Origin of the sequence: Acetobacter conturbans (assembly GCF_011516755.1) — a bacterium.
Taxonomy (GTDB): Bacteria; Pseudomonadota; Alphaproteobacteria; order Acetobacterales; family Acetobacteraceae; genus Acetobacter; species Acetobacter conturbans.
The window spans coordinates 226150-250162 of sequence record NZ_WOSY01000001.1; the positions used below are offsets into that span (position 1 = coordinate 226150).

20 protein-coding genes and 1 pseudogene are annotated in these 24013 nt (G+C 57.4%); 13 read left to right on the forward strand and 8 right to left on the reverse strand.

The window, feature by feature from the left end; genetic code table 11:
- The first annotated feature begins 5 nt into the window (after nt 1-5).
- The 10 genes from betA (at nt 6) to GOB81_RS01000 (ending at nt 11647) form a co-directional block, all read left to right on the forward strand.
- Nucleotides 6-1664, forward strand: coding sequence for a choline dehydrogenase (gene betA / locus GOB81_RS00955; RefSeq protein ID WP_173568502.1), 1659 nt, complete (start codon nt 6-8; stop codon nt 1662-1664).
- A 37-nt stretch (nt 1665-1701) separates the two neighbouring features.
- A complete protein-coding gene (locus GOB81_RS00960; RefSeq protein WP_173568503.1) occupies nt 1702-2340 on the forward strand; it encodes a GNAT family N-acetyltransferase in 639 nt (212 codons plus the stop codon).
- A complete protein-coding gene (locus GOB81_RS00965; RefSeq protein WP_173568504.1) occupies nt 2337-3218 on the forward strand; it encodes a carbon-nitrogen hydrolase family protein in 882 nt (293 codons plus the stop codon). The genes GOB81_RS00960 and GOB81_RS00965 overlap by 4 nt, the downstream gene beginning before the upstream one ends.
- Nucleotides 3219-3368: 150 nt before the next feature.
- The gene (gene glyA / locus GOB81_RS00970) at nt 3369-4658 is read left to right on the forward strand and encodes a serine hydroxymethyltransferase (protein WP_173568505.1); all 1290 of its coding nucleotides are present in this window, start codon (nt 3369-3371) and stop codon (nt 4656-4658) included.
- Nucleotides 4659-4699: 41 nt separating this feature from the next.
- On the forward strand, nt 4700-5110 hold the full coding sequence (locus GOB81_RS00975) for a ketosteroid isomerase-related protein (RefSeq protein WP_173568506.1): 411 nt from the start codon (nt 4700-4702) through the stop codon (nt 5108-5110).
- 192 nt (nt 5111-5302) lie between these two features.
- Entirely contained in the window at nt 5303-6391 is a 1089-nt protein-coding gene (locus GOB81_RS00980) for a GlxA family transcriptional regulator (protein ID WP_173568507.1), read from the forward strand.
- Between the two features lie 1315 nt (nt 6392-7706).
- Nucleotides 7707-8435: a haloacid dehalogenase type II gene (locus GOB81_RS00985; RefSeq protein ID WP_173568508.1), complete on the forward strand. Its 729-nt coding sequence runs from the start codon at nt 7707-7709 to the stop codon at nt 8433-8435.
- 414 nt (nt 8436-8849) lie between these two features.
- Complete coding sequence (locus tag GOB81_RS00990; protein ID WP_173568509.1) at nt 8850-9191, forward strand: hypothetical protein; 342 nt, start codon at nt 8850-8852, stop codon at nt 9189-9191.
- A 59-nt stretch (nt 9192-9250) separates the two neighbouring features.
- Nucleotides 9251-11191, forward strand: coding sequence for an NAD(P)-binding protein (locus GOB81_RS00995; RefSeq protein WP_173568510.1), 1941 nt, complete (start codon nt 9251-9253; stop codon nt 11189-11191).
- A gap of 114 nt (nt 11192-11305) precedes the next feature.
- On the forward strand, nt 11306-11647 hold the full coding sequence (locus GOB81_RS01000) for a tRNA-binding protein (RefSeq protein ID WP_173568511.1): 342 nt from the start codon (nt 11306-11308) through the stop codon (nt 11645-11647).
- 84 nt (nt 11648-11731) lie between these two features.
- Here the strand turns inward: GOB81_RS01000 and GOB81_RS01005 are convergent.
- A pseudogene (locus tag GOB81_RS01005) lies at nt 11732-12479 on the reverse strand (IS5 family transposase); the annotation flags it as partial.
- Between the two features lie 133 nt (nt 12480-12612).
- On the reverse strand, nt 12613-13908 hold the full coding sequence (locus GOB81_RS01010; RefSeq protein ID WP_242009962.1) for a spinster family MFS transporter: 1296 nt from the start codon (nt 13906-13908) through the stop codon (nt 12613-12615).
- A gap of 1003 nt (nt 13909-14911) precedes the next feature.
- Here GOB81_RS01010 and GOB81_RS01015 point away from each other — a divergent pair.
- From GOB81_RS01015 to GOB81_RS01025, 3 genes are all read left to right on the forward strand, one after another.
- Nucleotides 14912-16498, forward strand: a complete 1587-nt coding sequence (locus GOB81_RS01015) for a carbohydrate porin (RefSeq protein WP_242009963.1) — start codon at nt 14912-14914, stop codon at nt 16496-16498.
- Nucleotides 16499-16568: 70 nt separating this feature from the next.
- Entirely contained in the window at nt 16569-17582 is a 1014-nt protein-coding gene (locus GOB81_RS01020; RefSeq protein WP_173568512.1) for a ketopantoate reductase family protein, read from the forward strand.
- A complete protein-coding gene (locus GOB81_RS01025; protein ID WP_173568513.1) occupies nt 17572-18336 on the forward strand; it encodes a class II aldolase/adducin family protein in 765 nt (254 codons plus the stop codon). The genes GOB81_RS01020 and GOB81_RS01025 overlap by 11 nt, the downstream gene beginning before the upstream one ends.
- 399 nt (nt 18337-18735) lie before the next feature.
- Here GOB81_RS01025 and GOB81_RS01030 read toward each other — a convergent pair whose 3' ends face one another.
- The 6 genes from GOB81_RS01030 to GOB81_RS01055 all read right to left on the reverse strand — a co-directional run bounded on the left by GOB81_RS01030 (nt 18736) and on the right by GOB81_RS01055 (nt 24007).
- Complete coding sequence (locus GOB81_RS01030) at nt 18736-19212, reverse strand: MarR family transcriptional regulator (protein ID WP_173568514.1); 477 nt, start codon at nt 19210-19212, stop codon at nt 18736-18738.
- Nucleotides 19213-19467: 255 nt separating this feature from the next.
- Nucleotides 19468-21117, reverse strand: a complete 1650-nt coding sequence (locus GOB81_RS01035; protein ID WP_173568515.1) for an NAD-dependent malic enzyme — start codon at nt 21115-21117, stop codon at nt 19468-19470.
- A 121-nt stretch (nt 21118-21238) separates the two neighbouring features.
- Nucleotides 21239-21634, reverse strand: a complete 396-nt coding sequence (locus GOB81_RS01040) for a DUF4440 domain-containing protein (protein WP_173568516.1) — start codon at nt 21632-21634, stop codon at nt 21239-21241.
- Nucleotides 21635-21662: 28 nt separating this feature from the next.
- Nucleotides 21663-22232 (reverse strand): nuclear transport factor 2 family protein, encoded by a 570-nt coding sequence (locus GOB81_RS01045; protein ID WP_173568517.1) that lies wholly within the window; start codon nt 22230-22232, stop codon nt 21663-21665.
- A 28-nt stretch (nt 22233-22260) separates the two neighbouring features.
- The gene (locus GOB81_RS01050; RefSeq protein ID WP_338421280.1) at nt 22261-23496 is read right to left on the reverse strand and encodes an amidase; all 1236 of its coding nucleotides are present in this window, start codon (nt 23494-23496) and stop codon (nt 22261-22263) included.
- A gap of 28 nt (nt 23497-23524) precedes the next feature.
- Nucleotides 23525-24007, reverse strand: coding sequence for a flavin reductase family protein (locus GOB81_RS01055; RefSeq protein ID WP_173568518.1), 483 nt, complete (start codon nt 24005-24007; stop codon nt 23525-23527).
- Nucleotides 24008-24013: the final 6 nt, after the last annotated feature.

Here is a 24013-nt window from a genome sequence, read left to right on the forward strand (position 1 = left end):
AGGCCATGGAACAGGAATTTGATTATATCGTCGTCGGGGCCGGGTCTGCCGGGTGCGTTCTGGCCAATCGCCTGACGGAAGATGGTAAAAACACCGTGCTGCTGCTGGAGTTTGGTGGCAGCGACAAGTCGATCATCGTTCAAATGCCGACGGCGCTGGCGATGCCGATGCATTCCAAACGTTTCAACTGGTTTTACGAAAGCGAGCCCGAGCCGCATCTTGACGGTCGACGCATGTTCACGCCGCGCGGCAAGGGGCTGGGCGGTTCCTCCTCCATCAACGGCATGGTGTATGTGCGCGGCAATGCGCTCGACTTTGAAGACTGGGTGAAAGAGGGAGCGGCTGGCTGGTCCTACGCCGATGTTCTGCCCTACTTCAAAAAAGCCGAGTCCTGCACGGAAGGCGATGACGTCTATCGTGGCCGCACCGGCCCGCTGCACACCCAGTATGGCACGGTGGACAATCCGCTTCATGCGGCATGGCTGAAGGCGGGCTATCAGGCCGGATATCCGGTCACGCACGACTATAACGGCTATCAGCAGGAAGGCTTCGACAAGATGAGCATGACCGTCAAGGACGGTCGGCGCTGGAATACAGCCAATGCTTATCTGCGGCCTGTGATGCACCGGAAGAATCTGGACGTGCATCAGCAGGCGCGCGCGACGAAGATCCTGTTCGAGGGCAAGCGGGCGGTTGGGGTTTCCTACGCGCGTGGGAGCAAAGAGTGTGTGGCCCGCGCGCGCAAGGAAGTCATTCTCTGCGGTGGTTCAATCAATTCGCCGCAGCTCCTGCTGCTTTCTGGAATCGGTCCTGCCGATCAGCTTCGGGCGCTCGGCATTCCCGTGATTGCGGACCGGCCCGGCGTGGGCGAGAATTTGCAGGATCATCTGGAATTTTACTTTCAGATCGCCTGCAAGAAACCGATCACGCTCTATTCAGCCATGAGTCCGCTGGCGAAGCTGAAAATCGGGCTGCGCTGGATTCTACGGAAAGATGGTCTTGGGGCCACGAACCATTTCGAGAGCTGTGGGTTCATCCGGAGCAAGGCAAGCGTTCCCTACCCGGACATTCAGTTCCATTTCCTGCCGCTGGCCGTGACGTATGACGGCAAGGGACTGGCATCGGGTCACGGTTATCAGGCACATGTCGGTCCGATGCGCTCCAAGAGCCGCGGGCATGTTCGGCTGAAATCGACAAATCCTGCGGACAAGCCGGCCATTCTCTTCAACTATCTGAGCCATCCTGATGACTGGGAGGAAATGCGCGCCTGCGTGCGGCTGACGCGCGAACTTTTCAATCAGGAAGCGTTCCAGCCTTTCCACGGCAATGAATTGCAGCCCGGCGAAGACTGCACGTCGGACGAGCAGATCGACACCTTCATCCGCCAGAAGGTGGAAAGCGCTCTACACCCGTCATGCACCTGCAAAATGGGTGCCGTGGACGATCCGATGGCCGTGGTTGATCCGCAAACGCGGGTGATCGGTGTGGAAGGTCTGCGTGTGGTGGATTCTTCCATCATGCCGCGTGTCACCAATGGTAATCTGAATGCGCCGACGACGATGATTGCGGAAAAGGCTGCCGATCACATCCTCGGTCGGCCTATGCTGACGCCATCGCATGCACCGTATTACGTCGCTCCACACTGGGAGACCCGGCAACGCTGAGGAGGCCGGTCCTCATGAGAATGGGAAATCCGATGTCATGTCTGTGACGATTGAGACAATCAGCGATGAACGTCTTCTTGGGGTTGTCCCTGATCTCGCACGGTTGCGGATCACGGTCTTCCGTGAGTGGCCATATCTCTATGACGGCAACCTCACCTATGAGGAAGATTATCTGCGTGCCTACATGCAGAGTCCGGGCACGGCGGTTATCGTCGCACGAGATGGCGACAGGGTTGTCGGTGCCTCGACATGCCTGCCCCTGAAAGACGAGATGGACTGCATCCGCGCGCCCTTCGAAGAACGCGGGCTCTCGATGGACGATTTCTTTTACTTTGGGGAATCCGTCCTGCAGGAGGCGTATCGTGGACAGGGTATCGGTGTGCGTTTCTTTGAGGAGCGCGAGCGTCATGCACGCTCCGCGAGCGCTGCACCGTTTGCCGTATTCTGCGCTGTGCGACGCTGGAAAACCGATCCGCGGCGCCCAGAGAACGCGAAATCGCTGGTGGATTTCTGGGCGAAACGTGGCTTCTCTCCCCTGCCCGACGTCTTCTGTCATCTCGACTGGAAAGAACCGGGTATTGTTGGCGAGCGGGATCACATGCTCGATTTCCACATCAAGTCACTCAATGGCGCCCCGATCCCGGAGGCGCTGCTACCAAAGGAACAGGCCGGATGAGCACTTCTCTTCGTCTTGGCGTGCTGGCATGGGAAGTTGCGAAAATCGACTCTCTCGAAGAGTATGCGGCACATCTTGATCGGCTGGTGGCCGAAGGGGCGGCGCAGGCAGACCTGCTGCTGATGCCGGAATATTCCTGCATGGAAGCCGCTGCCGCCATCACGAAGGAACCCGATCCCTCTGCCGAGCTGGATGCGATCTGTCTGCACAGTGATGCGCTTCTCACGATCATGCGGGATGCTGCGAAGAAGCATGCCGTCTGGATGATGCCGGGGACGTTACCGCGCCCGGAGGCGGCGGGAGTGCGCAATCGCGCGCCGTTGATCGCGCCGGATGGGTCCGTGGCGTTTCAGGACAAGCACGTCATGACACGGTTCGAGAACGAGTCATGGGGTGTGAAGGCAGGCAATCCGCCGGGCGTGTTCGAGACGCCCTGGGGTCTGATCGGAACGTCCGTCTGCTATGATTCGGAATTTCCGATGCTGGCACGGGCTCAGGTCGAAGTGGGGGCATGGCTCATACTTGTCCCGACCTGCACGGATTCCATGCATGGTTTCAATCGTGTGAAGATTTCGGCGCAGGCGCGAGCGCTGGAAAACCAGTGTTTCGTAGCGGTTTCCCCCACTGTAGGGGAGGCCCCCTGGCTGGCCACGCTGGATGAGAATCATGGTTGTGCGGGGATTTACGGGCCGGTGGATCGAGGATTTCCGGCTGACGGCGTGATCGCAGAAGGAAAGCTTGATACTGGCGGCTGGATCTTCGCTACACTCGATCAGGCTTCTCTCCATGAGGTGCGTAAGAACGGCGCAGTCCGTAACTGTCGTGACTGGCCGGTCACTGTGCCGCCTGCCGAAAAGAACGCTTTTTCGGGAGCCTGACGATTCCCGCGTTTCCGGGCAAGGAGACGTCGCAAATATGAAAGTATCGCACGGCGTCTTTCCCTTATGATTTCATGAAATGCCGGGAGCACGGGAATGAAGCCCTGTCTTTCCGGCTTCCCAACTCTGGTCTGAGGCACGGTAAGAATCATGAGCGCAGATACATTGAAGAGTTTTTTCCAGTCCCCGCTGAGTGTTATTGATCCGGAGGTATTCTCTGCGATTGAGAGCGAGTTTGAGCGTCAGCGCGACGGGATTGAGCTGATTGCCTCGGAGAACATGGTGTCGGAGGCTGTTCTGCAGGCTCAGGGCAGCGTTCTGACCAACAAATACGCCGAGGGCTATCCGGGCCGTCGCTACTATGGCGGCTGCTCCGAGGTCGACAAGGTCGAAGTTCTCGCCATCGAGCGCGCGAAACAGATGTTCAGCGTGGGCTTTGCCAACGTGCAGCCGCATTCGGGCGCCAACGCCAACCAGGCGGCGTTCATGGCCGTCGTGACGCCGGGCGACACGGTGCTGGGCATGAGCCTCGCCGCCGGTGGTCACCTGACGCACGGTGCGGCTCCGAACTATTCCGGCAAGTGGTTCAACGCCGTGCAGTATGGCGTGCGCAAGCAGGACGGCTATCTCGATTATGACGAGATGGAAGCCCTCGCCCGTGAGCACAAGCCGAAGCTGATCGTCGCCGGCAGCTCGGCCTATCCGCGGATCATCGATTTTGCTCGTTTCCGCAAGATCGCTGACGAGGTCGGCGCTTTCCTGATGGTGGACATGGCGCACTTCGCCGGTCTGGTAGCGGCTGGTCTTTATCCGAGCCCGATCCCGCATGCCGACATCGTCACCACGACGACGCACAAGACTCTCCGCGGTCCGCGTGGCGGCCTGATCCTGACCAACAGCGAAGTGCTGGCGAAAAAGATCAACTCCGCCGTGTTCCCCGGTCTACAGGGTGGACCGCTGATGCACGTGATCGCTGCCAAGGCCGTCGCGTTCGGCGAGGCGTTGCAGCCGGAGTTCGCCGAGTATCAGAAAGCTGTCGCGGCGAACGCGAAGGTGCTGGGCGAAGTGCTCGTCGAGCGCGGTTTCGACCTCGTGACGGGTGGCACGGACAGCCATCTGCTGCTGGTCGATCTGCGTCCGAAGAAGGTGACGGGCAAGATCGCGGAAAAGGCGCTGGAGCGTGCGGGTATCACGGCGAACAAGAACGCCGTGCCGTTCGATCCGGAGAAGCCTGCGATCACGTCCGGCATTCGTCTCGGCAGCCCGGCGGCGACGGCGCGTGGTTTTCGCGAGGCGGAGTTCCGTGCGGTCGGCGAGATGATCGACGAAGTGCTGACCGCGCTGGCGGCCTCTGGCGGCGAGGGCGATGCGGCTGTCGAGAACGCTGTCCACGAGCGCGTCAAGGCGCTCTGCACGCAGTTCCCTATCTATAATCAGTGATTCCCGTTTTCTGAGGACGCAAAAGAGTTTCAGGAGCATTCATGACACAGGCCGCGACCCGGACTCTGATCGAGTCCTATTACGCGACATTCAATGCGGGAAACCGAGACGATTTCCTTGCGCTACTTACGGAGGATGTTGCTCATGACATCAATCAGGGCGGCAGGGAGACGGGCAAGGCATCGTTCCGTACGTTTCTTGAGCGGATGGATCGTTGTTACAAAGAGACGATTGCCGACATCGTGGTGATGGTGAACGAGGACGGCACGCGCGCCGCCGCCGAGTTCATGGTGCACGGTCAGTATCTTTCGACTGATGACGGGCTGCCGGAAGCGAACGGTCAGACCTATCTCCTGCCTGCCGGTGCGTTCTTTACTGTGAGCGACGGCAAGGTGGCGCGCATCTCAAACTACTATAATCTTCCTGAGTGGGAGCGGCAGGTTACGACCTGACCAGACGGCGACGCCTTGCCACGAAGCGGGTGTCGCTTTTAGCCTAAAGTATGTCGTTTCTGAAATAGTCTCTGGGTGTTTCCAACCACGCCTCAAAATCTGTTTTGCCTCACCTTCGTTTCGTTATAGAAACACAATGACACGCGACCGGGAAACCGCCTCCGCATGTTTCAGAACGACTGGAGGTGCGCCATGATGCAACGACGACAGTCGAGCCCGCCGGAGACTCCCAGTCTTCGCGTTGGGATCATTCTTGCGGAAAACTTCACTCTTTCAGCGTTTTCCCTGCTCATCGACCATCTCCGGCTTGCGGCTGACAAGGAAGACAAGAGCCGTCCGATCCTGTGCAGCTGGCAGATCATGAACAGCCGACCGGAATCAATCCGCGCCAGTTGCGGTATTTCGGTGAGCCGCACCTCCGACCTGACCACCCCCACCGATTTCGATTACATCGCCGTTGTCGGTGGCCTCCTGCACGGGCGACGGCAGGTTGATGAAGTGACTCTTCGCTATCTCCAGAAGGCTGATGGGCTTGGCGTGCCGCTCATCGGGATCTGCACGGGAGCGTTCATCCTCTGTCGCGCCGGTGTCATGGAGGGGCGCACCTGCTGTGTGAGCTGGTATCACCGGCAGGATTTCATGGAAGAGTTTCCCGACCAGAAAGTCTGTAGCGAGGAAATGTATCTGGTGGATGGCGACCGCATCACCTGTTCCGGCGGTGGCGGGACGGCGGAATTGGCGCTGCATCTGATCGAGAAACATCTCAGCCGCCCTCTGGCCCGCAAAGCAAGCCACATTCTGCTCCTCGACCGGCCTCGCCGGGGTGATACGCCTTCTCTCCAGCCGCATCCGCCGCTCAGCGGGGAAATCGGCCGGGTTGTCGATCCGCGTGTGCGTCGGGCGATGATGGAAATGGAGCAGAACATGATTGATCCACTGCCCATCAGTGATGTTTCCAAGCGGCTTGGAATTTCCTCCCGTCAGCTCGAACGCCTATTCCAGTCGGTGCTCGGCATTCGTCCTGCCGTGTTTTACCGGATGATCCGGCTGCGTTATGCTCAGGCGCTGCTATCACAGGGCGAACTGTCGATCACGCAGGTGGCCATCGAGACGGGTTTTTCCGACTGCGCGCATTTCTCTCGACAATTCAAGACAATGTTTGGACATTCACCCAGCACCGTGCGCGGCCGCAACGAACGCGTCTCCGTCGCCTTGCAGCCGCTCCTGCCGCCACTTCAGGCCGGTGAACGGGCGGGCGTGCGCCTGTTTGAATCCCTGTAGAGCGATCATGTCTGGACTGTGCGTGAGCAGTGAGACACGAACAGGGATCGTTTCCGTGTCCTCCCGGCTGACCGTGTCGCGGTTTTATTCCTGACTTTCCACGCCGAAGGGAGTTGGGAAGTGGGACAGGCTGCCAAGGCGGCGTTCAAACGTGAAGCGGTTCGTCTGGGCCTGGGTTGCGGTCGGTTGCGTAAGGCCTATCACTCAGCCGTTGGGTATTTGCGTTCTTCGCACGCCCAGCATCGTGAGGTTTGTGTTTATATCCCGGTATCAGCCTCCCTGCCATCTGTTTGGAGGGAGTGACCGCGGACTTCAGGCCTGATGCAGACATCCTGTGTGTCTGCGCAAAAAATCATGGAGAATTTCTTCAAACCCTGAAAGCCGAATTACCATCGTGACAGTTCTGGATAACGCACCGTAACGTCGGATGCACCCGTCACCCAGCTACATCAGTGTCTTCTGTAATCCTCCAAGGCATCATGCAGCCCTGCAGTAGAAAATCCCTCTGAATCATAAGCAGATAGCAACAACAGTTACTCCACCGTCCCAGACAAAAACGAAAATACATACTGTTGGGGACGATCTCTCCTCAAAACGGAGTGTCACCGCTCTGGCGCTGCCATTTCACGGCATGCGAGCATTCAACTCCATATCGAGAGAATCTATCTCACCCTGCGTATACGCGGGACCCCACGCTGTCCTGCAGCGCGATCGCGCGGGTGGATACGACAGCTATACTGGAGCCACCCCACCATCTCAGGCCGGTCTTCTTGCGGTCTCGCCCCACGGCACTGAACTGAATTGAACGAGAATATCCGGCAGTTCCTATTGCCCAACTGGCTACTCGCCACCGCATGCAACTCCCTTATCGCGTCGTCTGAGGCCATCTGCTCTATAGGTCTCAGAAAAGTAGCACTTGGTTTTATTGAGAGGCTTTTATCTTTGACAGCCGCCTGTGTGGACAATTTGGGTACCCCCGATCGGTCAGAAATGCGGCTACACGCATGTGATCCGGTGAGGATGAAGCGATGTCAGACAAAAAGCATATTCATCCTGGACCGAGGGTATAATCGAGTGTTTTAGCGACCGAGGTGCCTGCAGGCTTGCATAGTTCGCCCTGAAATTCTGCTCAAAAAATTTTCTGTCCCAGTTGTGCTTACAACCTCATCCATTCATGCTCACCCTACGTTTCATTCATCTGCCGAAGTGTCCCACAACGGCATAATTTAGCGTCTATGATCGAAAAAAAAGTAGAATACACCGCCCGACTGCTCATAACGTTATGTTCCGACATCAGAACAATCGGCAGGTTCACGTGAAATTATCACAGTTTAAAGTTCTGACATTCGATTGCTACGGCACCCTGATCGACTGGGAAAGCGGTATCATTAACGCACTTCGTCCCCTGACGGATCGCGTGAGCCGCCCCCTGTCGCGGAACGAGATTCTTCAGGCCCATGCGCGCTATGAATCCCGTCAGCAAAAATGGACGCCGGGGCGCCCCTACCCTGCCATTCTTGCGAGTGTTTATCGACGTCTGGCGGAAGAATGGGGGGTGGCCTGCGGGGTTTCGGAGGCAGAGAATTATGGCGCATCCGTGCCGTCATGGCCAGCGTTTCCAGATTCAGCCGAGGCACTCGCCTACCTGAAACAGCATTTCAAACTCGTTATTCTCTCGAATGTTGATTTCCGGTCTTTTTCCGGCAGCAATACACGACTACAGGTGGAATTCGACGGCGTTTATACTGCAGAGGATGTTGGTTCTTATAAGCCTTCACCGCGTAATTTTGAGTATATGCTGGAGTATCTGGCGGATCTCGGGCTGGGGAAGGATGATATTCTTCATACCGCCGAGAGTCTTTTCCACGATCACTCGCCTGCAAACGGGTTCGGCCTCGCATCCTGCTGGATTTATCGCCGTCACGACCAGCAGGGTTTCGGCGCGACGATGGACCCCGGATCAATGCCCCGTATTGATTTTCAGTTCACATCGATGGCGGAGCTTGCCGAGGCGCATAAGCGGGAATGTGCTGAAGGCCTCTGATCTGTTGTCAGTGATACCAGACCACGAAGAGACTGACCGCCGGGTTCGGGCTATGCCCGGCCCCGGCAGGAAGCAGGAATATTCATGCGCCGGTCTTCCACAAAACCTTCTGGTTTATAAAGGTCTCTGACCTTTCGGAACCTGGGCAGAGTTCCAGATTTGTCTGTCCGCAGGTCCGTTTCTGCGGGGTCCATTTTCAGGTGTTGCATCCGTTATCCGGGAGTTTAGCCTGTGCGATCTTTCAGTATTATGGTGTTCATTCTTGCCTGTTCTTTCGCTGTTACTGCTCAGGCCGCAGTGCCTGATGCGTCGGCGATCCGTCGAGATGCGCGGGAGCAAATTCCTCCCTCGCTGATCGGAGCCTGGAAGCTCTCATCAGAGGAGTCACGCTTTCCGGAAGGGAAAGCACCCCGCATGCAGTATCGAATTTTCGACTATACGGAGCAGGGCATGCTGCTCGTCGATTATCTGACGATGACAACGAATGGCACGTTGACGTCCGGCAACTGGACGTCCGCCTTCGATGGCAGTTTCCGGCCTGAATATATGCGGCCTTACGGCGCCACACCGTTTGCGATGGTGCGGCTTGTGAAAACAGCCGATCACGCGCTGGATCTCGTTGCAATGAAGAACGGAGTGGTGTTTGAGACGGGACGCCTCGTGATCGCACCCGATGGAAAGACGCTGACTTTTACTTATCAGGCCGGAGGAAAGACCAGTGTTGCGGTCTATCACCCGTGGGATCTGATCCATTGAGCGCCCCCCCCTCAGACCGCAGGCACTCAGTGCTGAGCGGAGAGGACCGGGACCTTGGCATGGCGCGGCCGATAAACCGGCGCGATTTCATTCAGGGCGTGGCAGCGGCGGGAGCGACTCTTGCCATGACGTCTGGTGCCATGGCTCAGGAAACATCCCATCTGGAAAGTGATGTTTCCAATAACTATCCCCCCTTGCGGACTGGAATGCGCGGAATGCATCCGGGGGCGTTTGAGGCAGCTCATGCCCTGCGTGACGGAGCACCACAGCCGGTGCCGGTCAGCACAGGCGAGACTTATGATCTGGTGGTGGTCGGAGCAGGTCTGAGCGGACTTTCGGCGGCGTGGTATTATCGGCAGGCAGCTGGACCATCGGCGCGGATTCTGGTCCTCGACAATCACGATGATTTCGGTGGCCATGCAAAACGCAATGAGTTTGTCTTCAACGGTCGCAAGCTGGTGGCGACAGGTGGCTCTGCCTATATGGTGGCTCCCCGAAGCTGGACGCGCGATGCAATCGGTCTGATTGATGCTCTTGGCATAGACTGGCGCGCCGGAAAACAGCGGCACAGCGGAGCCGCGAAAGCGGCTGGTCTTCATCCCGGCGTGTTCTTCAACGAGGCGGTCTATGGTCGGGATATTCTGGTCCAAGACGGCAATCTGATGAAGCCGACGCATGAGTTTCTCGCGCGAACGCCTCTGCCACCTGCCCTGCAATCAGAGATTTTTCGGCTGACTCATGGAACGACTGATTATCTGCCCGGTCTGACAGTCGATCAGAAAATTGAGCGTCTCAGATCCATCAGCTACCGGACCTATCTGCTGGATGTTGCGAAATTTTCTCCGGAGATTCTGTCCTTCACGCAGGGAGTCTGGTGCCTTGGCAATGATATGGCCAGTGCCTGGCTTGCTCTTTTCCGTGGCAAGCCCGGGTTTGCAGGTCTTGGTCTCTCCATCCCGCAAGGCTCTCCTGAAAATCCCAAAGAAGAGGCTGAAGATTTCATTCTTCCCGCCGGCAACTCAGACATTGCGCGACTGATTGTCCGCTCGCTGATCCCCGATGCACTGGTGGCAGGATCCTGGGAGAGCGTGGAGGGCGCGCGGGTCGATTACGGGACACTGGACAGGACAGGTTCTCCGACGCGCATCCGGCTCAGCAGTATTGTTGTGAATGCGCGGCATCTGGGGCCGAAGCCTCATCAGTTCGAGCCGGACGGGCGGGAGGTGGCGGTTTCCTATATGCAGGGAGGGAAATGCTGGTCAGTCAAAGCGCAGAATGTCGTGATGGCGGGGATGAACAACATGATCCCTTATATCTGCCCTGACATACCGGGCTCTCAGGCGACGGCGCTGCATACGGCGGTGCGGGCCTGCAACCAGGCAACGAATGTACTTTTTCGTAACTGGGAGGCTTTTGCGAAGCTGAAGACCGGCGGCATTATCTGTCCGAATGCTTTCTATGGCAGCATACTTCCTGAGTTACACTCCACTGTCGGGTCCGTTCAGGGTGTGCACGATCCGTCGCAGCCTGTGATCGTATCATTTGCGACGGCTGCGAATTCCGGGATTGCGGCCAATCCGACGATGATGAGTGAGTTGTTGCATGGAGCTGTGCCTCCTCCTGGCACAGCGATGGACGATCAGTTCCGGGCGATCCGGGCCGGTTTACTTCAGGCCCCTTTCTCGCAGTTTGAACGGGCTGTCAGGAAACAGGCGGCTGGAGCCCTTGCGGGAGGTGGTTTTGATCCGGCGCGTGACATTCTGGCGATAACGGTCAATCGCTGGCCGCATGGTTTTGCGACGGGGCGGAATGTACTGTTCGACCACACTGGGCCAGACGATCTGTCACCAACGATTATTGCGAAGCAGAAATTCGGACGCATCGCGATTGCGAATTCGGATTCTTCGGGAATTGGCATTGCGCAGACCGCGATTGATGAAGGATGCCGGGCTGTTCGGGATCTTCAGCCTCGTGTCTATGGCTATTACGAAACTGTGTAAGAGTGCATTCTGTTTCGTCGGACGAAGAGAGCGAACGGTTTTATATGGCGGCTCTTTTTGGGGGATAACGGAGTTTCATCCTCCTTCTGAGTAAAGGTGAACCAGGAGAAATTTATGTCGGAACAGATCTCTTTTGATGCTTTTCTTGCCGTGGATGTGCGTGTTGGCACAATCCTCAGTGTTGAGGCTTTTCCTGAGGCTCGCAAGCCCGCGTGGAAGTTGGAAATCGATCTCGGACCTGAGATCGGTGTTAAAAAATCCAGCGCTCAGATAACCGATCTGTATGCACCAGATGATCTGACGGGGTGCCAGGTTGCGTGCGTTGTTAATCTCGGGTCCCGCCGGATTGGTCCGTTCATGTCGGAAGTTCTGACGCTTGGTTTCCCCGATGCTGAGGGGCGCGTTGTGCTGGTGAAGCCCGACAAGGCGGTGCCGAACGGAAGCCGGTTGTTCTGAACTAGTGGTACGCCGGTGTACCCTAAGAGCACCTTTCGAAACCATGTTGTGAGGGTTCTGAAGCAGATAAGCGAGCCTGCGATCGGTTGTGAAGGCGAGGTGGATGTCGGCTCTACGTTCGTAGGGGACGGTGAGGCGTCGGAAACGGGGTATCCATGCGCAGGTGCATTCGACGACCCAGCGATGCTTTCCGAGATGGGTGCTGCTTTCGATGCCTTTGCGGGCGATCCTGCTCCTGATCCCGCGACTGGAGCATGTCAGCCAGCAGCGTCGATCGTCATAGCCCTTATCGGCGTGGAGCTTTCTGGGACGGCGGCGCGGTCGTCCTTTCTTCCCCCGGATGGAAGGCCGCGCATCCAGAAGGGGCTCAAGCATCCGGCTGACGTGGCCATTGGCACCGGATAGAAGGACAGTCAGCGGAACACCCAGTCGATCCGTGACGATGTGCCGCTTCGTGCCCGGTCTTCCGCGATATGTGGGGTTCGGACCAGTCGTTTCACCCCCCTTTTTGCCGCGACGGATGCACTATCCATGCAGGCCCGGCTCCAGTCGGTCGGCCTGATGGAGGCGGGTCAACATCGCACGATGCAAATCGTCCTATACGCCCGCCTGAGGCCCGTCTCGCAGGCGACGCCAGCATGTAATCCCGGAGCGGCATCTCATCTCGCGGGGGAGCATCTCTCATGGAATGCCGGTCAGAAGAACGACCACGCCCCCCCGTCAACGCAGAACGGGTGGAAATACTTGGTCATCCGCCTTTCGAGCGCGGGATAACAGGCAGGAGCGGTTCAATAACCACCCATAATTCAGCGGAAACAAGAGAGGAGGCCATGCAGCAGCCCCCCTCGTTCAGGACCTGATTACAAGGGGTTTTGAAAGGAGCTCTAAGTTTTCTGTGCTGCACCAACCGAAAACACCTCTTGCGAGGTGCCTTCTTCCAACAGGCGAAATACTGAAACCGTCTATCAAGCTCCTTCCTGCGCAGCTGGCAGACCTACGATCCGTTCCATTTTGACCGGTCCATTGCAGAGTATCCGGTAAGACGGGATACAGAACAGCAACAGAACTCCTCCCAGCACACTGGCTGTACCGGCAACCAGTGCAATAGATGTGCCGATGCTCGCGGCCGAATGAAACACCTTGTCATTCAGGGCGCCGATCAGAAGAGACCCTCCCGACAATCCGCCTATGGCGTTGCAAAACAGCATGGCAGCGGAAAAGCGCGCCCGCATGGTGGCCGGCACCGCAATTTGCAGAACTGTCGCTGATGGGGGCATGGGGAAAGATGCAAAGAAGAAGGCTACGGAAAAAGTGACTATGGCCAGATGAGTGTCCATCGTGGTCACGCTAATGACAAGCGGTATGCTGGCGGCAAAAGCAGCACCACTCGCCACAAGTTGTGGTGCATACCAGATGCCGCGCTTCGTCAGGATGTCAATAAGACGTCCACTTGTGAAAGCCCCACCGCAGCCTGCAACGATAACAATCAGCCCCAAGGTCAAACCCAGGTCGGTATGCGACATATGATGGACGCGCATCATCTGTGCGGGCATCCAGCTGAAGAGGGAGAAGAGGGTTACAGCCAAGAGCGTATACCCAAGCATATGCAGACTGAAGAAGGTGCTGTGGCTTCTGAAGAATGAAATCGCCACTGAAACTGGCACAGGTCTCAAGGGCACTTTGCGGGATGAAGGCTCATGCACCGTCAGGGCTATGATGATGCCAAGCAAGATTCCGGGCAACCCAACCACCATGAAACAGACCTGCCAGGCGTGCAGGGTGACGAAATGGTGGTGCTGCACGAATGCCAGCAACCAGCCTCCAAACAGGAAGGCACATCCGGATCCGAGGAAAGACCCCAGAAAGAAGAACGCCAATGTGCCAGCCAGTCGTTCACGGGGCACGACATCCGCAATGTAGGAGTAGACCGCGGGGGCGAGGGCTGCCTCTCCCAAGCCTACGATTACCCGGCATAGAAAAAGTGACCAGAAGCTGTTGCAGAGACCGCAGGCCATAGTTGCAAGGCTCCACAGGATCACGCCCCCTACGATGATGGGTGGACGTGGATACCGGTCACTCATGCTGGCGAGAGGGAACCCAAGAATGGCGTACAGCAGCGAAAATGCCAGACCATTGAGGCAGGCAAACTGCGTATCACTCAGGAAAAGGTCTGATTGTATGGGACCGATCAGCAATGCAAGAATCTGTCGATCGATGTACGACAGGAGATAGGCAACCATGAAAAGGCACATGGTATTCATTTGCCTCACGCGCGTCATTTCGTTGCTCCGCAACTGCTGGGACATGCGCCTTTCGGATCGCATGTCATTGCATTCAGGACTTCCTGATGGTGTGTCAGGAAGAATAAGGAAAAAAGATTCAACTGCATGCACACCCCTGCAACGGGCATTCCTCAAGGGGGCATGGGATGGCGTTGAAAGTGATGAGGCAAGGAAAGCTTGTCTGGCGACCCGATGATCCCATCAGCGCCCTCTTGCACACGGTCCAATCCTGAGAGACCACAATACCCAGAGCATGGCCTCACTCCCGATGTGATCTACCCAACGGGCGCAATAGTACGCCCCATGCGATCGCCCCGATCTATCACCATAAATTTAATGATCTATTTCATGTGATATTGAGCCTACATGGCGTTTTGTAACGGATGCAGAAGTGTTTCTGCGACGATATGATTGCTACATCGCAATGGGCCAGATTCGAAAGCGCCCTGTCAACCGATTTCATGGAAAGCCGCTAAAGGAATCAGTAAAATATTCAGATATCTTCTTTTTATAAAACAACTATTTTAATTTAATTCGGTTTATTCAGTTTTTTCCAACCGATGATTCGATCATTTCCATCCCGATAGATCGACGGGAAATGCACGGGAAAGAAGCAAAAAACCGACCCAAAAGCACATACCCGCACGTTTTTTGTGCATTCTCGAAACGAAAATAATATAATTCCTACATAGATGATTTTTCTGTTGAAATTTCCTCTAATTACGATCCTATAATGAACCATCGAGGCACACCCCTCTGCCGTGCCTCTCATTGCGAGATGAGAATGAAGTTGTGCCTGAGACGAATTGGAGGAAGACGATGACGAACCGGCCTGCTTTTCCTTCACGTACAGCGGCTCATCTCAATCCAGATACCTGAAAGCTGCGTTTCTCCGGATATTTCTGGATTATCTCGTTGCCAAATCGAAACCAAACCCCTGTCCCCGTCCGTCATAACAACATCGCGTGGAGCTTTTCCCTACATGCAGCATCGCTTCACAGCTCACGGAGCTTCCAGTTTCGTCATTGCCGTCTGCAGTCTCATGTTCGTTCTTGAAAGTCATGCAGCCGTGGCGCAGGAGCCGGTCTCGTCAACCCGACTGAAGGCTATTACCGGCACGTCGGCTTCGATCCCTCCGGTGCAGCCCCCCCTGCCCTCACCAGCCACCAATGAACAATTGCGTCATCAGGATCTGACCGTGCACGGCAAGGCACGCATCATGGATGACAGTGATTCCATGTCTGCCCCCAACAACATCAGCACAAAGATCATGCCTGCGGTTCCGGTGGCCGTGGAGGAGAACAAGCCCAAGAAAGGGTTTTTCCATGATGTTCTCACGCCCCTGAAAGAGCACGGAATCACGTTCCATGCACTGATTCTGGACAATTTTGTCAGCAATGTTGTCGGTGGCGTAAAGCCCGGCACACGCCTCCAGAATGCACTGGGCGTCATTCAGACCCAGATCAATCTCGAAAAGCTTCTCGGCTGGAAGGGCGCACAGATCAATTTCGGGGAGGATATCTTCTTCCTGCGCAACAACGACAACAACTGGTCGCAGCAGGTGGGAGACAGCATCGTCGGGTATCAGCCCCCTCATCTGTTCCGGGGCAACTATCTGAGTGAACTGACACTCGATCAGAAGCTTTTAAATAACAAGCTCGAAATAGAGGGCGGTCGCGCCAACATATCACGTTATTTTCTTGTCCCGAACTGCAACCAGATCCTGACCTGCTTCAAGGATGTGTGGTCCCAGGATGCCGGTATCAGTACGTTTGTCTATGCTACATGGTCCGGACACATAGTGTACCATTTCACCCCGTCGTGGTATTTTCAGGCTGCCGCAACAGAAGTGAATAAGACCGTCTATTTCACGAACGGATGGGAATGGGACACGCAGGGTGCCAGCGGGGCTACCGGTGTGGGTGAAGTGGGCTACAATCGGGGCTTCGACAAAACGGCTTATCCGTCGATGTTCGAATTCCTCGGGTTCTACAATTCGTCAACCGTCACAGATCCGATCAAAACGGTGGCTGGTACGTCGCAGCTCTATGACAAAAGCTCACCCGCCCAGACGCATACGGGAATGTCGGGCATCTTCTTCAGTGGTCAGCAATATGTCTGGCGCAAGGACCACGGCACTTCACGCAATCCGCATGGGATGGCTCTTGCCGTGTATGGTGGCGCGGGTTCCGGCTTCCAGACCTATGCGCCAGTACAAGCCGAAGCCTATCTGGGAGCTTTCGTGCAGGCTCCATTCGCCTCACATCCGCTGGACAGCTACGGCATCCAGCTGCATTGGACCAAACTCGGCTCCCGTGAGGAACAGTTTCTGGCGGAAGCAAACAAGCTGAGCGGAGGAGACGGCAAGCGTCCCAACGCTGCTCATCTCGTGGTTGACGTTCACGCCCACACCTTTCTCTTTCCCAATGTAGCGCTCGAACCCAGCCTCCAATATGTGATCAACCCGAACACATATTACGCCCCCATGACCCGAGAGCATCCTCATAATGCCCTTGAGGTGGGCGCCACGTTGTTCGTCTATCTCGACAAGATGCTGGCATTCCCATGAGGAAAGGTGGAATGACTGGCATCGGACTATTGAGATCTCCGCTGGCATTGTCGGAATGGATGATGGCCAGATGAAGCGTGAACCGCGCATCTGTATCGCGGGGATGGGGGCAATCGGGAGCCTGCTTGCAGCCTCCCTGTCCTCACGGTCGGCAAATCTGTCTCTGGTTGCGCGCGGAGAGACACTCCGCACGCTTCAGCAGAACGGACTGACGTGCCGAAAAGGCGGCCAGGTGGCGACGTTCCGTGTTTCGGCGGATGTCCGTGCACCGGACGAGATTCAGGACGTCATTCTTCTTGCCGGGAAGGCTCATCATCTACCGGATCTTGTCCAGATGATCCAACATGCTGTGGGGCCCCAAACATGTGTGATCCCCGTGGTCAACGGCGCACCGTGGTGGTTGCTGCCCCAACTCGGGATCGGATCTAAAGCCGTCGCGAGTGTCAACAGTATCCTTGATCCCGAAAACAGACTGTCCGCTCTGCCTCTGACCAGCATCGTGGGATGTGTGGCCTATGCTTTTGCAAGAGTGGAAAAGCCCGGCGAAGTGTCTGTCGAAGGCCCTTCGCGCTTCGTGATCGGGGATGCTGTTGGGGGAACCAACACTCATGCCAGAACCGTCATGGGCTGGCTGGGCGAAAAGGACGCGCTGTTCCAGATTTCTTCTGACATGAAAACAGAGGTCTGGAACAAGCTGTCGCTCAATGTCGCGACCAACTTCCTGTCGGTTCTCTGCGAAACCACCCTTCAGGAGCTGGTGACAGATGCAGCGATCAGACCACTGGTGACTCAGTGCCTGTCGGAAATTCTGATGCTGGGACAAGCCTGTTCCATCGAAGGACTTTTCCCGGTCACGAGAAGCATGGAGATCATCGGCGCGGGCGGGACTCACGCCACCTCCATGCTGCAGGACTTTCGTGCAGGACGCCCTCTGGAACTGGCAGCGCTTGGTGATGTCATCACCGCGCTGGGCCGACACAAAGGGGTGTCCCTGCCGACGATCGAAACCCTTCTGGGTTTGACGCGGTATGCCTCGACCAGACGCAACACGACACATACGAAAGGAACACTCCATGTCCATTGAGCAGCAGAATGCAGAGAAACGCCTGCGTATCCAGCTCGCAGAGTGTTATCATCTGATCGATTATTACGGCTGGACGGAAATGATCTTCAATCATATTTCCGTACGACTGCCCGGCGAGCCTCGGCGTTATCTGGTGAACGCATTTGGACTGAATTACGATGAAGTGACACCGGACAACCTGCTGGTTGTGGATGCGGACGGTCAGTTACTGAGCAACGCCGAGGATAAGCCCAATCCGGCCGGCTTTGCTCTGCATGGTTCCATTCACAGCGCGCGGGATGACATCCACTGTATCATTCACACCCACACGAATGCCGTCTGTGCTGTCGCGATGAAAAAGGATGGTTTCAGCTACGACAATTTCTATGGGGCGCAGCTTTTCGGCCGGGTCGGCTATCATGATTTCGAAGGCATCACGCTCTATGATGACGAGCGGCCACGCATGCTCGACAGTCTTGGACAGAAACATGTCCTCGTCCTCCGCAACCACGGTATTGCCGTTGGGGAAAGCGATGTGGCACGCACCTTCTTTCTGCTCTGGGTGGTGCAGCGTGCTGCCGAGATCCAGTGCCAGACAGGAATGATTCCGGGGGCTGACATCGTGTTGCCTGACACGATCCGGCAGCGCTGCTCGGAAGATGCACAATCCGTGATGACCCATTCCAGTGCGGCCCAGAAGATGTTTGATGCAGCGGTCAGGAAGCTGCGCAAGGAACGCGGTCCCTTGTGGAAAGGTGATGAGGGCTGCGTATAACCGGCTACCCCGCCGTCTGACCAGCCGACGGTTCTCGTGCGGGAAGAGGGGCGCATCTGTGAGAAAACGCGTCCCTCACCAAACGGACATACCCTACCCGATCATAGGGCTGAGACCGCGGATGCAGTCTCAGCTTATTTTATGTCAGCAGAGCAGACCGCTCAGGTCGGACTGCTTTACACATTTTCTCGCGTGATGGTGGTCAAATGACGTCGGCTCATGGGCCGGTCATGTCAGTCCTTCCCCTGCCCCGCCACCGCTGGCTCACCAAACGGGGATACGGCGCATCAGTAAAACATATCCGGGGACGTTCATCTCTCAGGACCTTCTGCCGTCTCGCTGTGGAGGGCATGTAACCCAGAATTATCAGAAAAAGGCGATCAGAACCGTTTACCGCGATCAGTAAAGATTATGATAGATCTTGCGTGACGCTACCAGAAGACTCTGTATTTCAGTATCTTCGAAGTCATGGAATGCCCGCTCGAAGATGAGGGAGGCAATAGACCTTACATCTGCGAAGATCTGGCGCCCTTTATCGGTCAACTGAACCTCGGTCACGCGACCATCACTCTCGGAAACGGCCGTGCTGATCAGGTCTTCACTCTCCATGCGGTAGATCAGTTTGGTCATCGTGGAGATACGAATGACGGCGAGATCCGCGATGTGGCTTATCGGGGCACGATCGTGCTCATGCAGAATCGCCAGGACACGCCAGCGCGAGACATCCATCCCGACGCGCTTGAGGTGCCCGTCCATACGCATCTGGTACAGACCAACCAGCCGGGCAAGATGAAAGAAGGGGGAGGCTTCCGCCGAAAAGAGGGGATCGCGTGGGTCTGCGCTGCGCCATACCTTGCTGCTTCGTCTTCTGACCACGGGCTGCCCTCTTCTGGATCGCTCAACCCCCTAGCTTGTTTGCAGGGGGCTGTGAAGCATCTTTATGTGAAGCGTATCCGGGGCCGCACGACCGGAGCAGACGCGACGTCCTCCAGCCAGGCAGAGCGGGAACGTCCTGTTTTCCAGCTATTTTCCTGCTGAAGAGGGCATCCGCCTTTTCATTTGCCACCATGTCGGTGGTGATCGGCTGCTGTCCATGTGACAGACATCTGCCGGATGATCTGCTTTTTACGGTCAGGAAGAAGGTGCGATATCCATCTGGAGATCAGGGTTGTAAGCAAGGGCTTCGATCCATGTGCGGATGTCCGCGGGCCGTTCGACCTGAGCCATGCCGTTCCTGAAGATGAAATCGGCCAGCCTGACGGCAGAGGTCATGGAAACGTCGATGATGTCGGTCTGCGGCGGGAAAAGGCGACCTCGCTCGCGTGTCACCTCGTTCACCTGATCGGCCAGCGCGCGTGCCGTCTCGATGATCAGATCGTCCGTAATCAGCTTCGGGCGGGTGGCATAGACCGCAAGAGCGAGGCCAGGGAAGATGTAGAAGTTGTTCGCCTGACCCGGATAGAAAATCCTGCCGTCCAGCTCCACGTTGGGGAACTGGATGCCGCCAGCGAACAGCGCCCGACCGTCTGACCACCGATACGCCTGCTCGGCCGTGCATTCGGCATTGGTCTGCGGCAATGACAGCGAGAAAATGATCGGACGCTCGTTCAGGGTCGCCATCTCACGGATGACCGCCTCATTGAAGGCACCCCCGACGGTCGAGACACCCACCAGCACCGTGGGCTTCACGCGGCGGATGGTGGCCAGCAGATCCTTCGTGGGAGCGGCTTCGCGCGCAAAACGCCGCTGCTCCGGCAGCAGATCGGTGCGTGAGGACTCCAGCAGGCCGTCCACGTCCATCAGCGTGATGCGTGCACAGGCCTCCTCCTCGCTCAGTCCTTCAAGCTTCATCGCCGAGATCAGGATGTCCGCCGTTCCCAGCCCCGAAGACCCGGCACCGAGGAACAGATAGCGCTGGTCGGAGAGCGTCTCCTCCCTGATCTTCATGGCTGTGAAGAGCCCCGCCAGTGTCACCGCGCCAGTGCCCTGAATGTCGTCATTGTAACTCAGCACGCGGTCACGATATTTCGCGAGGTAGCGCAGCGCGTCCGTACCCTTCCAGTCCTCGAAATGCAGGCAGCAGGCGGGGAAAACCTCCTGCACGGCCGAGACGAACTCTTCCACGAAGGCGTCGAGTTCTTCCTGCGGGGGCGGCTCGCGACGGAGGCCCAGATAGAGCGGATCGGCGCGCAGGGCGGCGTTGGTGGTGCCTATATCGAGCTGGATCGGAAGCAGCGAGCGTGGCGGAACCGAACCGCAGACCGTGTAGAGCTGCAACTTGCCGATGGGGATGCCCATGCCGTTCACCCCGATATCGCCAAGCCCGAGGATACGGCCTCCGGTGGTGACGCAGATCGTGCGCACGTCGGACACCGGCCAGTTGCGCAGGACTTCGGCGATGCGACCGCGCATTTCGAGGGTGATGTACATACCGCGCGGACGGCGATAGATATGGCTGAACAGTTTGCAGGCCCGCGCCAGAGTGGGCGCGTAGATAATCGGCACGAAGCGGGCCGGATCTGAGCGCAGGACCTTGTAGAACAGCGTCTCGTTCTGATCGACCAGCGAGTTCAGGTAGATATAGCGTTCGAGATCATCAGGTTTGACCTCCACATGACGCAGTGACCGCTCGACCTGACGATCCAGCGTCTCAACCTGCGACGGCAGAAGTCCTTCCAGACCAAGGTCGCGGCGTTCCTCCTGCGTGAAGCCGGTCCCGTGATTGACCTCCCCGTCATTGAGAAGGGCCATGCCTCGCACTGATGATTTCAAAATCGTCATGAATTCCGTATCTCCATCGCGTGGCATGTTCGGGTCGGCAACCTGTCTCTGGCCCCACTGCTTTTTGGTCTCTCCCTGCCCCGATCACGGCCTTACGCATCGGAACAGGGAGAGGCGTTTATCAGGGCAGGAAGGTTTCCTGCAGGTAGTTCCAGAGCAGTTTCTCACCCGTACTGTCGGGGACGAACAGAGCGCCGGACCAGCGTTCCGTGCGGGTATCGCCCTGTGTCTGCTCCTCGCGGTAGGTGACAAGCAGACTGTTTCCAAGGCTGGCCTGAATGTTCACGTCGTGAATCTTCATCACGAGACCGGGGCGTGAGCCGTGCAGTGACGGAAGTACGCCCGCGAAGGCATCGCGCCCGATGGGACGACCTGCGGCCCCCACCATGCGGAAATCAGGGGTGAAATGCTCAAGAAGTGCCTGCGGATCGTTGGTTCCTTCGCCACAGAACCAGTTTTGAAGAAGCACGTGCAGTTCAACGATTTCGGCCGAAGCGGCAGATTTCGGATCGGTCATGAGAATGTTCCTTTGTTCAGGCGGGCGATCAGGGGTTCATCAGGACCGAACGCGTCGGAACGCTTTCGGCCCAGCCGGAGGTCAGTGGTGCGATAAAGACGTTTTCCGTGCGTGTCCGTGCAATCTTCCAGACACCGTCTTCCTTGCGGAAAAGATTGTTGAGACGACTGGATCGCAGCAGGGAGCGGCCATCGCTGAAAATCCACGGCTGACAATGCACCCATTGTCCATCAGCCGTGTCTCCATGGACGTGGATCTGCTCGGAGGTGAGGTAATGCACGTTGAGCAAAAGTGCCGGGTCCCGTTTCTCTCCCCAGAAGCTCTCGAAATGACGACGGATGGCGGCCTTGCCAACGCATTGTCCGAACTGACCGGTGTAGTATTCTCCCACACCCTCCCAGATCGCGTCTTCCGTATAGAGATCCATGATCCGATCGACCCGCTGAGCATCATCAACATTCCCGATTTCCGGGCATGGTGTGTCGCACAGGAACATGTAGCGGGCCTGAAGACGGCGCACGGCCGCTTCTCCTTCCAGATCCGCGATACGCCGTTCAAGAGAGGCGACCAGACCTGCCAGCGATGCGTTATCCACCATTTCGATCTCCGTTGTCGTATCCGGGGCGTCAGACATGCACTGAAGGGACAGGGCGTGAGGGCAGCACCGTTTCGGCCCAGGCGGCCTGATCAAGCAGAGTCTCATCCTCTCCAAGCGGTGCGAGGAGCTGCACACCCACCGGCAGGCCATGCAGACCGGTCAGGCCCGGTAGGGTGACAGTCGGGAGCCGCAACAATGTCCACAGGCGGCTGAAGAGCGGGCTTCCCGTGCCTTCGGACAGGAGAGGAGCCACATCGGGAGCGGCGGGGGCCAGAACAGCCGTCCCGGACGGCACAAGGGCAGCAAAGCGGGACCGCAGTTCTTCCGCACGTGCCAACGCATTCCGATAGGTGGCGTAATCGATACGCTGCCCTGCTTCCAGAAGTCCGGTGATCTGCTCGCTCAGTTGCGCACGCCGCTGCGTGAATTCCCACGCGAGAGCCTGCGAGGCTTCATAGCTCATGATCGTGATATGCAGGCTGGCGGCATCCGAAAAAACGGACAGATCAAGCTCCACGACTTCTACATGCGCCCCGAACAGGCGAGCGGCCTCTTCCACGGCATGGCGCGTGCCTTCCCCGGCCTCGTTCCAGTGCGGCGTGCGGCACAGCGCGATGCGTGTCGGCACCGTGGGTGTGAGGTGGCTCGTTGTGGCGACTGGCCCCTTAAGGACGGCGTCAGCCCGGGCCGCAGTGGCGACATCGCGGGTGATGGTGCCCAGCGTATCGAACGAGGGCGCCAGACTCTTGATGCCGGCCGCTGCGTAACGTCCGTAGCTCGGCTTGAAGCCGACCGTGCCGCAATAGGATGCGGGGCGTGTCAGGGAAGCCGCCGTCTGGGAAGCGAGACCGATATCGATCATGCCTGCCGCGACTGCCGCCGCCGACCCGCTGGAAGAGCCGCCCGGTGTGCGGGTGACATCATGCGGGTTGACGGTTGGACCAGCCCGGAAGAAGGCGAATTCGGTCGTGACCGTCTTACCTACGCAGACCGCACCGGCATTGCGGAGCTGGGTCACACAGGCAGCATCGCCCCGACTGTGGTTTCCCGCATAGATCGGGGAGCCATGCTCCGTGGTGTATCCCACCGTATCGATGATGTCCTTCACCCCGACACTCAGTCCGTTCAGCGGCCCCTCGGGTGCCTGCTCGGCCTCCGTCCGGATACGCACCGGGTCATAGGTCGTAAAGGCCCGGACCGTGCTTTCACAGGTCTCAATGCGCTTCAGGAGAGCAGTCGCGGTATCCATCGGGGAGTTGGTCACGTGTCACCTCATGAGTATCGGAAGATGGTCAGGCGGCGAGATCGAAGGCGCCCTTGAAATACAGCAGCGGGAGCGTGGACTCTTCCGTGTGCATGGTGACGCTCACGGGGCGGGCGAGAAAGATCTCGTGCGTGCCGCCACGCAGGGTTTCCACGACTTCGACCCCGATCTGGACAAGCGCATCACGCACAAAGAACAGACCATCCTCATGCCATTCGCATTTTTCCTCGAAGGATTTTCCATCAGCTTTGCCCGCGAAATGAAAAGCGAGGTCCTGCTGCGTGCTATTGAGAATGCTCAGGCCAAAACGACCGGTTGCCTCAATGGCGCTACAGGTTGCGCTTTTGTTGTGCAGGCACACCAGAAGGGTGAGAGGATCGAGGGACACCGAACTCAGGGCGCTGATCGTGGCGCCGCGGTCACCGTCCGTACCACGCGCCGTCACGACGGCAACACCGGTCGCAAAATGGGACATGGCGCGACGGAAAATATCAGGGGTGACGGTGGTCATTAGTCT